Source organism: Catonella massiliensis (genome assembly GCF_016651435.1).
Classification (GTDB): domain Bacteria; phylum Bacillota; class Clostridia; order Lachnospirales; family Lachnospiraceae; genus Catonella; species Catonella massiliensis.
In genome coordinates, this window is record NZ_JAEPRJ010000001.1 from 2,933,556 (window position 1) to 2,949,806 (window position 16,251).

The window sequence follows — 16,251 nt, forward strand, 5'->3', positions numbered from 1 at the left end:
AGCTTTTTTACAGCACCCGGCCTGATAAGTAGAAAATTACCTTAATCATAGATTCTTACCATTGAAATAATATTTTACGTAAAATATACTAAAAGCATAAGAATAATACATATGATATAGAGCAAGATACACAAAGAGAAAGTTGAGAAGGGAGTGGTTTTATGGTTAAACCTAAAAAAACTGCCAAAAAGGGTTTTAAGAAGTTAAACCTCACGTTATATCTTATGATACTTCCGGCAGTGATTTATTATCTGATTTTTGCTTATCTTCCTATGGGTGGAACGGTACTTGCATTCAAGCAGTTTAACTATGCAGATGGAATACTTGCTTCACCATGGTCGGGCTTCAAAAATTTTGAATTTCTTTTCAGTGGTGGCAAGATTTTCAAGGTTGCCTTTAATACAATAGCTTATAACGCAGTATTCATTGTGGTAAACCTCATTCTACAGGTAGGAGTAGCTATTTTACTTACTGAGATAAAATCAAAGTTTTTTAAAAAAGCCTCACAGTCCATAATATTTTTACCATATTTTATTTCGTGGGTAATTGTGGGTGGCTTCCTCTACAATTTGTTTAACTACGAATACGGCTCATTAAATACTATGCTTAAGGCTGTAGGTGCTACACCTGTTGATATGTATAATAATGTTGGTGTATGGAAGTATGTACTTGTAGTGGCTAACGCGTGGAAATGGGTCGGCTATGGCTCGGTTATATATCTGGCAGCCATTACCGGGCTAGATAGTGAGATGTATGAAGCAGCAGCAATAGACGGTGCAGGAAGAGTACGTAAGATATTTTCTATTACACTACCGCTTATTACACCTCAGATTATAATTATGACCCTGCTTAATGTAGGTAGGATATTTAGGGGTGACTTTGATATGTTTTATCAGGTTACAGCAAATAATCCTCTTTTATACGATAGTACAGACGTAATTGATACTTATGTAGTAAGATCTCTCTTACAGATACAGGATGTGGGAATGACATCTGCAGCAGGTCTTATTCAGTCATTAATCAGTCTGGTTATCCTTCTCGGGGTAAACAGCCTGGTGAAGAGATACCAGAAAGATTACGCATTATTCTGAGAAAGGAGAGTGAACTTATATGCTTACTAAAAAAATATCAAAAGCAGATGTGGGATTTGGACTTTTCGCATATACGATACTTACATTTTTATCACTTTGCTGTCTGATTCCTTTTCTGTTTATCATATCAGGTGCATTCTCATCGGAACAGTCAATTCTGGAACACGGCTTCTCGTTGATTCCGATTGAGTACTCACTTGAAGCATTTAGAGCAGTATTTGCGGTACCTGAAAATATTTTTAATGCTTATGGGGTTACTATATTTATCACAATAGTTGGTACTGTAGTAGGTATATTTTTCTCATCAATGGCAGCTTATGTACTACAGAGAAAAGAATTTAGGCCAAGGACCTTCTTTTCCTTCTTCTTCTATTTCACAACTATATTTAATGGTGGAATAGTTCCATGGTACATCCTTATGATTAGATATTTTAACATGAAGAATAATATTATGGCTCTCATTTTGCCAAACCTCTTCAACGTATTTTATATCATTATCATAAGAAGCTTTATAAGCAACAGTATTCCGGACTCAATAACAGAGTCAGCCAAGATTGATGGAGCCGGGGAATTTCATATCTTTGTTAAAATGATACTTCCGCTCTCAAAGCCTATTTTGGCGACAATGGGATTGTTCACGGCTCTTAACTACTGGAATGACTGGTTTAACGCTATGCTGTTTGTAGATGAGCAGAAGCTGATTCCTTTACAGTATTATCTTTACAGGATGCTGTCACAGATATCAATGCTTAGGAATCTGATAGCAAAGGTGCCACAGTTAGCAGCTGTAACACCACCGGAGGAATCGTTTAAGATGGCGATGACACTGGTAACAATAGGACCGATCTTATTACTGTATCCGTTTGTACAGAGATTCTTTGTAAGCGGAATAATGATCGGAGCAGTAAAAGGTTAAAATAAAAGGAGGAGAACTATGAGAAAGTTAAGAAAATGGTTAGCAGCAGGACTGTCAATGACTATGGCATTAGCCTTGGTTGCGTGTGGAAGCGGGGCAAAGAATGATACCAAAAGCAATGCAAATGGAAGTGCCGTAAAGCAGGCTTCCACTCAGTCTAAGTCATCAGGCACAGAGAGCAAGGCAAGTACATTGGAGCCGGTTACACTTAAGATGTATTTCATAGGTGAGCCACAGTCCGACAATGACATGGTTTTTGAAGAAATCAACAAGCATTTGAAAGAGAAAATCAACGCTACAATTGAGCCTCATTACTTATCTTGGGGAGACTATCAGCAGAGATATCCGCTTTTATTCTCATCAGGTGAAGACTTTGATATGATTTATACTGCTGCTTGGGCGTTTTATGCCGAGACAGCATCAAAGGGCGGTTTTTATGAAATAACACCTGAGATGGTAGATAAATATTGTCCTCTTGCAAAGGCAGCACTTCCTGCGAATGCATGGGTAAATACCCAGGTAGCGGGAAAGAACTATATGATTCCACAGAATAACTACTGGGCAAATCATTACGGCGCATTTGTCCGTGGTGACCTTCGTAAAAAATACGGTATGGAGCCACTTAAGACAGTTGAGGATATAGAGAAGTTTATGGCTAAGGTTAAAGAGAATGAGCCTGGAATGATTCCTCTAGATGTCTCAAGTAACAATGCTGAGATTATTATGAGAGCTCTCGTTATGTATCCACAGGGACGTTACTATCTCTCACATACCTTGACATACGATTATACCAATTCAGAAAAGCTTGATCTTGTACCATTTTATGACCTTCCTGGATTTGAAGAGCATATCAAGCGTATGAAGGATTGGAACCAGAAAGGCTATATCTCAAAGAGTGATCTTACATCATCTAATACAAACCGTTTTGATTCCGGTAAGAGTGCAGTTAAATTCGGCAATATAGGTGATGCAAACACAGCTTGGCAGAACGCAAAACAGAATCACCCTGACTGGGAAGTAGAGTATATCAATCTTCTTGAAAATAAACCACTTGGTTCTGCAGGATTTACCGGTAACGGCGTTGGCTTCAATGCAAGAAGTAAAAATATTGAAAGAGCTTTGATGGCAACAGACCTTCTTAACTATGATAAGGATCTTAATTTCCTTATTAACAACGGTATACCTGGAGTACACAGTAAGCTTCTTGGAACTGTTAAGATAGATGGACATGATTTCCAGCAGATAGAAGTAATTAAACCTGATGCTTACGGCGGAATCAGTACCTGGTGCTTTGCAAATGCGCCAAGTCTTCCTATAGATTCTTTCCCTAAGTACGGTGAAATTCAGGCATCATATTACTTTAAGCAGCTTGTATTTAACCCGGTAGATGGTATGTCATTCGTCCTTGATTCTGTAAATACCGAGCAGGCAAATGTATATAATGTAAGAACTGAGTATTCACCTATCTTATACTTGGGATTTGCTGAAGACCCTATGGCAACCTTAGCTGAATTCAAAGAAAAGCTTAAAGCAGCTGGTGAGGAGAAATTTAATCAGGAAATAACCAAGCAGGCACAGGCAGTTTTTGATGCTGCTAAAAAATAATCTGCTTTTATACAAAAAGACTAGAAACAATAGAAGGGGGTTCTGATGAGCAGAGGAATTGTTCCGCAGTATATAAAAAGGACAGGTCCAGCAAGACACATAAACAAGCAGACTAAAATACAGACAGATATCCCGGTGATACAGGAAATCCTTGTGGAAAAGATAAAAAATACCGGTACTGAAGAAGGTTTCAAAGTTATTTGCTTTCATAAGGAAATACCTGCCGCTATTGGTGAGCGTATAAGCAATGAGTTTAATGTCCCAAAGCCTTCGCATAGTGAATGCCACATAATTGAGGCTAAAGGTGATGAGATACAGGTATATGCACTAAGTGAAAGAGGTTTGTTTTACGGTGCAGTATCTATAATCCACCTGATGGAAAAAGGCTGTGTTGATGAGCTTCTTGCTTATGACTATCCGGTATGTGATGAAAGAGGAATGAAGGTATTTCTACCTGCATCAAAGGATATAGGATTTTTCAAGAAATTCGTCGATATGATTTGTTACTTTAAGTTTAACAGCATCATGATAGAAATCGGCGGTGCAATGGAGTACAAGAGACATCCCGAGATAAATGAAGGATGGATTAAGTACTGTGAAGAAATGAGCGAATACTCAGGAAAAACAACAAAGATACAGGACTACACCTATCCATGGTACAAAAATGCCATACATATGGAAAACGGGGGAGGCAATTTCCTGACACAGGATGAGGTCAGAGAATTGGCAGCTTACTGTAGGAGTAGGATGTTAGAAGTTATTCCTGAAGTACCTTCACTTGGACATTGTGACTATCTTATGATGGGACACATGGACATAGCTGAAAGACCGGAGGACCCATATGCGGACACCTACTGCCCTTCAAACCCGGCTTCTTATGAGCTTCTGTTTGATGTACTTGATGAAGTTATAGAGGTATTTAATCCTGAAGTTATTAATATAGGACATGATGAATACTATACAATTGGAGTTTGTGAAAAATGCAGAGGAAAGAGTGGGGCTGACATCTTTGCAGGTGATGTGAATAAGATATATAATTACCTGAAATCAAAGGGTGTAAAAACTTTACTTTGGGGTGATAAGCTTCTGAAGAATGCTAAGGTACCTAATGCAGGACCTTTTGGCGGGGCTGAGATACAGATGTATATGCCTCAGTTCCACCAAAAAGATGGCAAAAAGATAGGTATTATGCCTGCAACATACCAGGCAATCGATATGGTGCCTAAGGATCTTCTGATCTTACATTGGAACTGGAATCTTGGAGAGCATCTTGAAGATGAGTTTTTGGATAAGAACTTTAATATCCGTTATGGTAACTTTGAAGGATATTATTTCTCAAACTGGAAAGAGCATATTGAAAAGAGTGGCCGCCACGGAGCATTTATATCCAACTGGAGTTCATTAAATGAGGTAATTTTACAGAGAAATACTATATTCTTCGGTATTTCCTATGCGTATGAAATGTTCTGGAATCATAATTATGAAGATGGAGATTATGAGACAATTAGAGACAAGACCTTTGAATATCTCTATCATTATAAATATGCAGACGCACAGGGACTTGAGGCAAAGGAGAGCCATGATGGACATCCTGCGTATGTAGAGCTTATTCATACTACTGACTACTTTGTTGACTTTAAGTTCTTTGTAGATGGAGTATTCCCTGAAAAGGAAGTATATGAGATTGGTCAGCTGGTATTTGAATATGAAGATGGACAGACTGAAAAGGTACCTCTAACTTATGGGTACAACATAGGCAATAAAGATGTGAAATGGGAGAGAAACAAGGACGGAGACCCGGGATATAATCACGGTTTTAAGCTTGCAGATCATCTTCTTGAAATGTCTTTTGCTACTCTCCCTCTTAAAAAAGGCGAAGAGACAGTTTATAAGTGCCTTGTGGCAAATCCACAACCTAAAAAGGTGCTTAAGGATTTCAGGACAGAAGTTTATCCAGACAAGAATTGCAAGGTTTATACAGAATCAGTCAGATACTTGTCCTAAGGAGATGTTGAGTGCTAAAGGATAAAGATTTTTTAAGAAAATTTATTAGACTGACCCTGCCGTTTTCAATCCAGTTTTTAATATCATCTACTGTTAACCTGATTGATGTTATGATGATAGGAAAGCTTGGCGATGCTCAAATAGCTGCGGCAGGGGCAGCTAATCAGATATTTTTCCTGTTAACAATTATACAGTTTGGTATAAGTTCCGGAGCTTCGGTGTTTATCGCCCAGTACTGGGGAGCGGGAGAAAATGAAAACATAAAAAAGGTGCTTGGTCTAATCTATGTATTAAGTGGAGGTGTATCATCCCTTTTTACCTGCTTAGGATTATTTTTACCTGAGCAGGTTATACGTTTTTATATTCACGATGCGGATGCTGTAAAGTATGGGAGCAGTTACCTTTTTGTTGTGAGTATAAGCTATATAATTACAGCAATAAGCACTTCTCTTGCAACTGTTTGCAGATGTACGGGGAATGTCGGGCTTCCTACGGTTGCCGGATTCATTTCTATGGCTACCAATATAGTTGGTAACGCTATACTTATTTTTGGTCTCTTCGGGGCACCTGCCTTAGGGCTTACGGGAGCTGCGATAGCTACGGTGATTGCAAGACTCATAGAAATGCTTATAATTTTAATTACAGTTTATAAAAAGAAGCTTATAGGAGCGGCCAATGTAGGGGAGCTTACAGGGTGGAAAAGAGGTTTTGTAAAGGAGTACTTTAGCAAAGTAGCCCCGGTGTTATTTAATGAAATCGCCTGGTCAGTAGGAACATCCCTGTACATGGTTGCTTTTGGGCTTATGGGCACATCCACGGTAGCAGCAGTACAGATTGCTTCTGCCGTTGCACAAATCCTTTTTGTATTTGTAAGGGGTGCCGGGAATGCTACTGCGGTAATGCTTGGTAATACAATAGGAGAGGGAAGGGAAGAAGACGCGAAAAGAGACAGCAGGCGGTTTCTTGTTATCCTCCCCATATTGGCAGCGTTTGTCGGTATAATCCTAATTATAAGCAGGCCTTTACTGCTATCAATATACGAAGTTAGTGCGGAAACGATGGAAAGTGTCAGATTGCTCTTATTTTTACATGCTATACTTTTTATACCGAAGGCCTTCAGTGTGGTCATGGTTGTAGGCATTCTAAGGAGTGGCGGTGATACGACCTTTGCCTGTTTCCTGGATATATTGCCGGTTTGGCTTTTTAGTGTACCTTTTGGATTTATAGGCGTGAAACTAGGCTTTCCGCTATGGATAGTCTTCCTGCTTGTCAATGCTGAAGATATGATTAAACCTATATGGGGCATCCCGAGAGTCCTGTCTGATAAATGGATACATAATCTAACTTAAATATCAACCATCCTAACGAGAAAGGAAAAAATATGGAACAGAGCAAGTTAAAAGAACTTCTTAACTCTATGAGTAGGAAAGAAAAAATAGGACAGCTATTTCAGATTATGGGACATATGCTGTCAGACGATGCGGTGCTTACAGGTCCGCTAAAGGATCTTGGGCTGTCGGATGAGGATTTAGCACTATGTGGGACCATCCTTGGACTTGGCAGCAGTGGTGGAGCACAGCTAAAGGCGATTCAGGAAAAATATATGGAGAACCATCCTCACCATATACCTCTTATATTTATGGTTGACGTTATCCATGGATATAAAACCATTTACCCTATGCCGCTTGCGATGGGAGCGACATTTTCACCGGAATTACTTAAAGAGTGCTCTAAGATGGCTGCAAGAGAGTCAGCAGCAGCCGGACTTCACGTAACATTTTCACCTATGGTTGATCTGGTTAGGGATGCAAGATGGGGAAGAGTTGTTGAGTCAACAGGCGAGGACGTTTATCTTAATAAAGTAATGGCTGAAAGTACAGTACAAGGCTATCAGGGAGATGATCTTAAGGCAGAGGATACTCTTGCAGCCTGCGTGAAGCATTTTGCAGGATATGGAGCAGCAGAGGCGGGTAGAGACTACAATACAGTTGAGCTGTCTGAACATACGCTTGAAGAATACTATATGCCTGCATACAAAGCTGCAATTGATGCGGGAGCAGCGATGGTAATGACATCATTTAATACAATTGATGGTATACCAACAACAGTCAATAAAAGGCTTATGAGGGATGTATTAAGAGAGCAGATGGGCTTTAAGGGAGTTCTTATATCTGACTTTGCGGCCATCAGAGAAGCCGTTATGCATGGAGTATGCGCGGACCATAGGGAATCCGCCGAAATGGCACTTAAAGCAGGCTGTGACATTGATATGATGGCAGGTGACTATTCAAGGCATCTTAGTGAACTTATAGATGAGGGAAGAGTTAGTGAAGAACTGCTTGATGAGAGCGTAATGAGAATCCTTCAGCTAAAGAATGATTTGGGCTTATTTGAGAATCCATTCAAAGGACTGGATTTAGTTAAGGAAAAAGAATTATGCCTCTGTGATGAGCATAAGGAACTGGCGAAGAAAGCAGCACGCGAGTCATTTGTACTGCTTAAAAATGAAGGAAGCCTTCCAGTAAAGAAGGGAAAAAAGATTGCCTGCATAGGACCATATACAGACCGTAAAAAGCTGTTAAGCTCCTGGGCGATAATGGGTGATGAAGGTCCTGTGGAGACGGTAAAAGAGGTTGGAGAGAGGCTTGATGGCTATCAACTTTCATTCCACGAAGGCTGTCAAATACTTCCTGAAGGAACTAAAATGCCTGGTTTTGTGCAGCTGGAAGAAATAGATTATAATGCAGATAGAACCCGTGCTATGGAAGAAGATGCTCTTAAGGCAGCAAAAGAGGCAGATGAAGTACTTCTTTTTATGGGTGAGCACTTCTTACAAAGCGGTGAGGCTGCAAGCAGGACAGATATTACAATACCTAAAAATCAGGTAAGACTGCTTGAGAAAATCTGTGAATTAAATGACAATGTAAGTCTTGTTCTTTTTACAGGAAGACCTCTTGCTTTAACCGATATTTGTGATAAAGTAAAGTCCATACTTGTAGTGTGGATGCCTGGAACCATGGGAGCCGCTGCAATCTGGGATGTACTTACAGGTAAATATGCACCTTCAGGCAAACTTCCTATGAGTTTCCCTTACAATGTGGGGCAGGTTCCTATTCACTATGATATCTTACAGACAGGCCGTCCACTCACACCGGAAGACGCGGGAGAGAGATTTGTATCTAAGTACTTAGATGCACCAAATGAGGCATTGTATCCTTTTGGACATGGTCTTACATATACTGATTTCAGTATTTCTCCTATTACCTTGTCGTCAGATAAACTTAGCGGTGATGGGGAAATAACAGCCGAGGTTGTTGTGAAAAACTTAGGAAGTGCAAAGGGAACTGAAACACTTCAGCTTTATATTCATGATATAGCAGCGAGTGTAGCAAGGCCAATAAAACAGCTTAAAGACTTTAAGAAGATTACGTTAGAGGCTGGAGAAGAAGGTAAGGTTAGCTTTAGGATAACAGAGCCTATGCTTCGCTTTGTAAGAGCTGATTATACAGTAGGCAGCGAGAAGGGGCACTTCAATCTGTTTATAGGAAACAGTAGTGCTACAGAAAATAAAGCTTCATTTGAACTAATATAAGGGGTAAATTTCACGGGACTTTTTTGGTCCCGTGATTTTCCAATATTTGAATCAATGGAAAAGGGGAGCAGGTATGCGGCTTTTGATTGTAGATGATGAGAGAATCACAAGAAATGTACTATTAAACCATATACCTTGGTCAGAAATAGGCATCACTAAAATTGAAACTGCCGGTGACGGAAAAGAAGCCCTTGAGATAGCCAAAGGCTTCAAGCCTAATATAGTACTAAGCGATATAAGAATGCCTAAAATGAACGGCTTAGAGCTTGCAAGATGCTTAAAGGCAGAGCAGGAGGATTGTAGAATTATCTTCCTTAGCGCTTATTCTGATAGAGAGTATTTGAAAGAAGCAATACAGTTAAGAGCAGTAAGCTACGTTGAGAAACCTATCAAGCCTGACGAGATAAAAGAGGTAGTCAAATCAGCGGTTGATGAAATTAAGAAACAGCAAAGGCTTGAGAATAGGAACTACTATGCCAAGCAGAAAAAGATATGTATGGAAATTCTGACAGGAGAGAAAGTAAGCGCTGACATCGAAGAATACCCTTTTTTACGAGGTTTGGAATATATTGCATCTGAACTTAGGATTTATCCTCAGGATCCTTCAGCAGAAGTAGAATATGATGAGAATGCACTGTCATTAGTATTGGAAGAATTAATCGCCTCACTGCTTAAAAGCAGAGTTCCTGATATAAATGACTCTGATGATGCAATGTTTCGCAAGTATTGCCTGTTTACAGTAAAAGACTTAAATCATATTGTTGTTTTATTCAATATAGATAATGACTTACAGAAGGATAAGGTATATAGTCTTACTGAAAAACTAAGGAAAGGATTATTGCATAAATTGCCACAGCTACGCCGTGTATTTGCGGGAGTGGGATTATCTGTAAGAGACGTAAAAGAGTTAAAAGATTCTGCTATACAGGCAAAGGCTGCAAGGAGGAAATGTTTCTTAGGTGGAGTGATAAAGGATGCAAAAGAACAGGGGATGGGAAGGTATGATTTTTCAGGTAAACTACCCATTGAAATACTTAACTTGTGGAGGTATGGGAATTACGCTGAACTGGAGAATTCATTATCCACACTTGCAGATGAGATATCACCTTTCACGGAAACCACAGTAGACAGCGTACGTGGCTATTATCTTACTCTTTTACTTACTTTGACACAAAGGGCTAAAAGTCAGAACAGCGTTGACTTTGGAGATATAAGTGCAGCGGCTTTATCTGCTCTTGGAGAAGCTTGTTGCCTTGAAGAAATGGGTGAATGTCTGAAGGATACGGCAAAATTATATTTCAATAACAAAGACAGTAAGTCTCAGTATTCACAGCTTTCCGAAAAGGTTGCAAAATATATACTCGACAATTATTCAGATGAGAGACTTAGTATATCACAGATAGCGGGTAAAATGTACTTATCGCCCAATTATTTGTCCTTATTATTTAAGAAGGATACAGGCAAAACCATAAATCAGTTTATAACCGAGGTAAGAATAGAAAAGGCGAAGGCGCTGTTAAAAAAGGATAGGACGCCTCTTAGTTCTATTGCTGAGAAAATAGGATATCATGATGCAAATTATTTTTCTAAGGCATTTAAGAAGGAAACAGGTGTAACACCAAAGGCATATAGGGAGAGCATATAGAGGGCGGTTAGAAAGGCTAAAAGTATGAAATCATTTTATAAAAGGTGGATGGGAATCTTGGCACATACAGCTCTAAGTACAAAAATCAACTTGGTTTTTGTATTCTTCCTTGTGCTGCCACTGCTTCTTTTTACTGCAGTTTCATATTATTTTACCAACCAGTTAATCCTTAAACAAACGATAAATACGATGTCATATACGTATAATGAAGCAATATATATCTTAGATAGATATTTTGATGCTATGGAAACAGCCCTCGGAAATATATTATCAAATGACGAGGTATATAAGTTAGCTGCAGAAAGTATAGATGGTGATACTGTATTTAGTCAGAGATTTTATTATAATGCATTTATGAAAAGAATAGGTTATATAAATCAGTCATCACAAATTGATGGAATAAGGCTTTATGTAAAAAGCGACAGGCCATCTATCATAAATGATGAAGAGATATTTTCACTAAATATGGCTGAACAATCAGAGTGGTATAAGAAGCTTAATACAAAAATGAACAGCAGGCACTGGGTAAAGCCGGGCTTTATTATTGAACCGGATGGAGAGGGCTCAAGGTTTTTCTCGTATTTGGGAATAATTTATAGGCCTGATTCATTAAGCGAGCCTATGGCAGTGCTAAGAATAGATATAGACAAAAGTAAAATAGAAGAGTTATTAAAGAGAATTAAGTTTAATCCGGAGACATCTGTATTACTCAGTGATGGGAAAGATATTATTTATGGCCTTAAAGGAAATGGAGAAGAATTTGAAACGGGAAAACTGGATAAGATAAGGGGTGAGCAGGCTGGTAAGGACTGGAGCTTTGTTAAATATAGTAATGTTAAATATATTTTTAGGACAGAAATGCTAAGTGCCAATGGATGGCATCTGAATGTTCTTGTGCCACAAGCATCGGTGCTAGAGAAGCAGCAGGCCTTATATCTGACTCTTTTAATAGCGCTTTTTGGGATTGCAGCAGTGTCATATGGTCTTGCATATTTGACCATAAATTCCAACTTAAAGCGGATATTTATTCTGAATAAAGAAATGAAACGTGTGGAATCGGGAGACTTTTCGCACAAAATCAAGCCTGTAGGTTCAGATGAAATCGGAGAGTTAATGAGAAGCTTTAAGGCAATGACACTTCGTATGGAAGAAATGATAGATGAGAAGTATCGGATGGGTAAGGAGGTTAAAAATGCTGAATTAAAGGCTCTTCAGGCGCAAATAAATCCACATTTCCTTTATAATTCCTTGGATTTGGTTAACTGCCTTGCTATCGAGCATGATGTTCCGGAAATAGCAGATATGATTAATAGCTTGGTTGAATTTTATAAACTAAGTCTAAACAGAGGAAAAGAGATATTCTCGCTTCAAGATGAGGTCCGCCATGTACAGGCGTATGTGCGTATACAAAATATGCGTTTTGAAAAGAAAATCAGTCTTGATATAGAGGAAAAACAGTGGCTTAAGGAGTATTCTATATTAAAGATAATACTTCAGCCTCTGGTTGAAAACAGCATCATGCATGGTATCCTTGAAAAAGAGGACAGTAGAGGTATAATAAAAATTAACTTCGTACATCAAGGAGACAGAATCTATATAATTATCAAAGATGACGGGGTAGGAATGTCCAAAGATAAGATAGATAATCTGCTAAAAGATACAAACGAGATAAAGCATGCAGGGTCAGGTTACGGGGTTAAAAATATAAATGAAAGAATTAAGCTATACTATGGTCTCGAGTTTGGCTTAGTGTTTGAAAGCAAGGAAAATGTCGGCACTGTAGCAACAGTGAGTATACCGGCTATACCATATAAAGAAAATTAAACAGGACTGCCATATAACAGTCCTGTTTAATTTTTAGCCTATTTCTAATACATTCTAAAGGATAGGGATTTTAATTGCAGTTTATGATGCTTTTCTAATCACAAATATTATAGCCGAGAAATCACCACCCATAGTTCCAAGGTCTCCCTTATTTACAGGGATACCCATAGACATAAGCTCATCTCCATAAGCCTTATAGGATATATCTTTACCTAAGAGATTGTAGGATACTTCATAGCAGGTCTCAGGGCAAAGTCCTTCAAGCTTAAACCTTAGGAAGGCACCATTTATCTTGCAAAGCCTCTGATAGTACATAGCTATGGCTTCGCTCTTATCCTTTGCAACAACTATCCAGGCAGTTTCATTGTGGTCGAAAGGACTGATTAGCCTGTAGAAGTCACTCTTTAGCTGGATGAGTTCCCTGTGTTCCTTCATAAATCTTACCTGCTTCTTCACCTCTTCAATTTCTTCTGCGTTTAGGAGATTGAGGTCAAGCTCATATCCGAAGGTACCAAAGTAAGCCACAGAAGCCCTGGTTGAAAGCTTGGTTATTCTGCTCATCTGATGGTTAGGCACTGCGGATACGTGAGAGCCCATAGACACGATAGGGTACATATAGGAAGTGCTATACTGTATCTTGGTTCTTTCATTTGCATCAGAATTATCACTGGTCCAGGTCTGAGGTGCATAATAGAGCATACCCGGATCAAATCTTGCCCCACCGCTTGCACAGGACTCAAAGAGAACGTGAGGGAACTTCTTTGTAAGCCTGTCGTAGAGCTTGTACACGCCTAGGATGTAGCGGTGCATGAACTCTCCCTGCCTGTCACAAGGAAGCTCCCTACCAAAAGGCTCCGTCATATAGCGGTTCATATCCCATTTGATATAAGAGACCTTTGACTCTGAGAGTAGCTTATCCATACAGCCATAGAGATAGTCAACCACCTCATCCCTTGACATATCAAGAACATGCTGATGTCTTGAGTGGCATTCAAATCTATCCGGTGCACCTATTAGCCAGTCAGGATGAGCTCTGTAGAGGTCACTGTCTTTATTCACCATTTCAAGCTCTACCCAGATACCAAACTTAAGCCCGAGAGCCTCTACCTTGTCAGCCAGTCCGGGAACACCACCAGGCAGCTTTCTTGTATTTGCAAACCAGTCACCTAGTCCCCTGTAATCATCATCTCTTGCTCCAAACCATCCATCATCCAGGACGAAGAGCTCAACACCTACTTCTTTAGCCTTTGAAGCAATCTTAAGTAACTTCTCCTCATCAAAGTTAAAATAAGTAGCCTCCCAGTTATTAAGAAGTATAGGACGAGCTTTATCCCTCCATTCTCCACGCATCAAGCGGTTTCTGTAGAGGTCATGCAGGGACTGACTCATAGAATTAAAGCCACTCTCGCTGTACACAAGCACAGCCTCAGGAGTAACAAAGCTTTCGTCCTTTTCTAACTTCCATGCGAAGTTCTCAGGATGTATGCCAAGCATAACTCTGGTCATATCGTGGGTAGAAACTTCAACCTGAGCTAAAAAGTTACCGCTGTAGACAAGGCTAAAACCATAGACCTCACCTGAACTTTCTGTGGTTTCAGGTCTGGCAAGGGCTATAAAAGGGTTGTGGTCAGCGCCGGAGCCTGTTCCTGTAACGGTTCCAATCGACTGGATACCCATTTCAAGTTTTCTTCTCTTTAGGTAACGTTCTCTAGCCCAAGCTCCTGAGAAATGAATCATTTCGTAATCCATATCAAGGAAGTCTACGGCAAAGCTTAGAGCCTTTGTGAGAACTATCGGGGACTCTCCCTTGTGATTAAAGCGGGCATGCCTCGTTATGACAGGATAATCAGCATAAATGGTATAGGAGAGTATCATTTCAGTATTTGTTACATCATCAACCAAAGTAATTTCAAGGGTGTCAGCCTCAGAATCACATTCTACATAAGTAGAAGGAAGCGGTGCAAGACTTGGCTTACCTTTGAGTATGTTGTAGCCAATATATTTATAATCGCTTATGCGGCTTCCATTTTCATGCAAAACTGTGTAGGCAGGGCTTCTAAAATCGCCTGTTCCATAACTTGGATAGTCATTTCTAATGTACTGTCTGGCAAGGGTTCCAGGCTCGGGTACACAAACTGCACTGTGTGAGCGGTAAGTTTCTTCGTGGTGGTGTGCAAATGATTCCCTGTCCTTTATGGCCTTTCCATAGTAGAGGTTCTCGATTCCTCCATTTTGAATGACGCTTATTATGTAGCTTATCTTTCCATTTGACAAATGGAAGGTCATAGAACTTTCGTGAAATACTATTGGCATAGATACCTCCTGTTTAAGTGGTGTAAGTTCAAATGTTAAAAACTCTGAAACAGATATAAGCAGGGTTTAAGCTGCCTATAAACGGGGAAGTTGGCTTTACCTCTTCCCACTTAAGTCTATTCTACAGTTTAATATGACGGGTTTCAATACCTTGATTAAAATTTTGAAAAGAACCTAAAAATAGGCTTACTTAGGCTTTTGAAAACTCCTTCCTGAAAAATCTACTTGACATGAAATCTCTATAAGAATATACTAAGCATAAGTTAGTTACAACTAACCAATCCATGCTTTAAATTATTTTCTAAAAGGAGAATAGAAAATTGAGAAAAACAATATTATTTTTACTACTTGGAGTATTGCTTTTAACAGGCTGTGGGAATATGGGTAGTACTAAGGAAGCTGTAAGTAATGCTGATTCTAAACCTAAAAAGAAGGTAACAGTAACAACTTCATTTCTGTACGACATGGTAAATCAGCTTGCAGGTGACATGGTGGATAAAGAGCTTATTATCCCTGCGGGAGAGGATCCTCACCTATATGTAGCAAAGCCTGAGGACTTAAAGAAGATAGCAGAGGCTGATTTGCTGCTTTTTCATGGACTGCACTTTGAGGGGAAGATGCAGGAGGTGCTTGAAAAGAAGGGATATGCGGTAGCATCCACATTTCCTGAGGACAAAATAGGCAAGATGGAGGAAGATGGGGCGGTAATAATAGATCCGCATTTTTGGTTTGATATAGATCTTTACAAAGAAGCCACCGAGAATGCAGGCGCAAAGCTTTCTGAGCTTTTACCTGATAAAAAAGATGAAATAGATAAAAATACAAAAGCTTACTTAGAAAAGCTGTCAGCTCTTGATGAAGAAAATAAAAAATCACTTGCAGAGATTCCTGAAGGCGAACGGTACCTGATTACGCCACACGATGCCTTTAATTATTTTTCAAGGAGGTATGGCATTGAAGTTGTAGCGCCACAGGGGGTTAGTACAGATTCAGAAGTAGCAAATAAGGATATAGACAAAACTGTGGATTTTATAGTGGAGCATAAGGTCAAAGCTATATTTGCAGAATCTACCACAGATCCTGCAAGGATGGAGAAGCTTAAAGAGGCCTGCAGGGCTAAGGGCTTTGATGTAAAGGTTGTAAGCGGCGAGGGAAATGAGCTGTTTTCCGACTCGCTTGCAACCGAGGGACAAAGCGGCGATACATACATAGATATGTATAAGCATAATGTTAAACTGATTACTGAGAATTTAAGATAAAA

10 protein-coding genes are annotated in these 16,251 nt (G+C 39.5%); 9 read left to right on the forward strand and 1 reads right to left on the reverse strand.

Translation table 11 applies throughout. From position 1 onward, the window contains the following. The first annotated feature begins 161 nt into the window (after positions 1-161). The 8 genes from JJN12_RS13205 (at position 162) to JJN12_RS13240 (ending at position 12,677) form a co-directional block, all read left to right on the forward strand. On the forward strand, positions 162-1,091 hold the full coding sequence (locus JJN12_RS13205) for an ABC transporter permease (protein WP_208430120.1): 930 nt from the start codon (positions 162-164) through the stop codon (positions 1,089-1,091). Positions 1,092-1,110: 19 nt separating this feature from the next. After that, positions 1,111-2,007, forward strand: coding sequence for a carbohydrate ABC transporter permease (locus tag JJN12_RS13210; RefSeq protein WP_208430121.1), 897 nt, complete (start codon positions 1,111-1,113; stop codon positions 2,005-2,007). A gap of 18 nt (positions 2,008-2,025) precedes the next feature. Further along, entirely contained in the window at positions 2,026-3,612 is a 1,587-nt protein-coding gene (locus JJN12_RS13215) for an extracellular solute-binding protein (protein WP_208430122.1), read from the forward strand. 45 nt (positions 3,613-3,657) lie between these two features. Continuing rightward, a complete protein-coding gene (locus JJN12_RS13220; RefSeq protein ID WP_208430123.1) occupies positions 3,658-5,616 on the forward strand; it encodes a family 20 glycosylhydrolase in 1,959 nt (652 codons plus the stop codon). Positions 5,617-5,627: 11 nt separating this feature from the next. Beyond that, a complete protein-coding gene (locus tag JJN12_RS13225) occupies positions 5,628-6,965 on the forward strand; it encodes an MATE family efflux transporter (RefSeq protein ID WP_208430124.1) in 1,338 nt (445 codons plus the stop codon). 32 nt (positions 6,966-6,997) lie between these two features. Continuing rightward, positions 6,998-9,208, forward strand: a complete 2,211-nt coding sequence (locus JJN12_RS13230; RefSeq protein ID WP_208430125.1) for a glycoside hydrolase family 3 N-terminal domain-containing protein — start codon at positions 6,998-7,000, stop codon at positions 9,206-9,208. Between the two features lie 73 nt (positions 9,209-9,281). Then, positions 9,282-10,853 carry a response regulator transcription factor gene (locus JJN12_RS13235; protein ID WP_208430126.1) on the forward strand — a complete coding sequence of 524 codons (1,572 nt, stop codon included), beginning with the start codon at positions 9,282-9,284 and terminating at the stop codon, positions 10,851-10,853. Between the two features lie 48 nt (positions 10,854-10,901). Then, the gene (locus JJN12_RS13240) at positions 10,902-12,677 is read left to right on the forward strand and encodes a sensor histidine kinase (protein ID WP_208430127.1); all 1,776 of its coding nucleotides are present in this window, start codon (positions 10,902-10,904) and stop codon (positions 12,675-12,677) included. 81 nt (positions 12,678-12,758) lie between these two features. Here JJN12_RS13240 and JJN12_RS13245 read toward each other — a convergent pair whose 3' ends face one another. Further along, entirely contained in the window at positions 12,759-14,990 is a 2,232-nt protein-coding gene (locus tag JJN12_RS13245; RefSeq protein WP_208430128.1) for an alpha-galactosidase, read from the reverse strand. A 320-nt stretch (positions 14,991-15,310) separates the two neighbouring features. Here JJN12_RS13245 and JJN12_RS13250 point away from each other — a divergent pair, with 320 nt between their 5' ends. Then, positions 15,311-16,249: a metal ABC transporter solute-binding protein, Zn/Mn family gene (locus JJN12_RS13250; RefSeq protein ID WP_208430129.1), complete on the forward strand. Its 939-nt coding sequence runs from the start codon at positions 15,311-15,313 to the stop codon at positions 16,247-16,249. Positions 16,250-16,251: the final 2 nt, after the last annotated feature.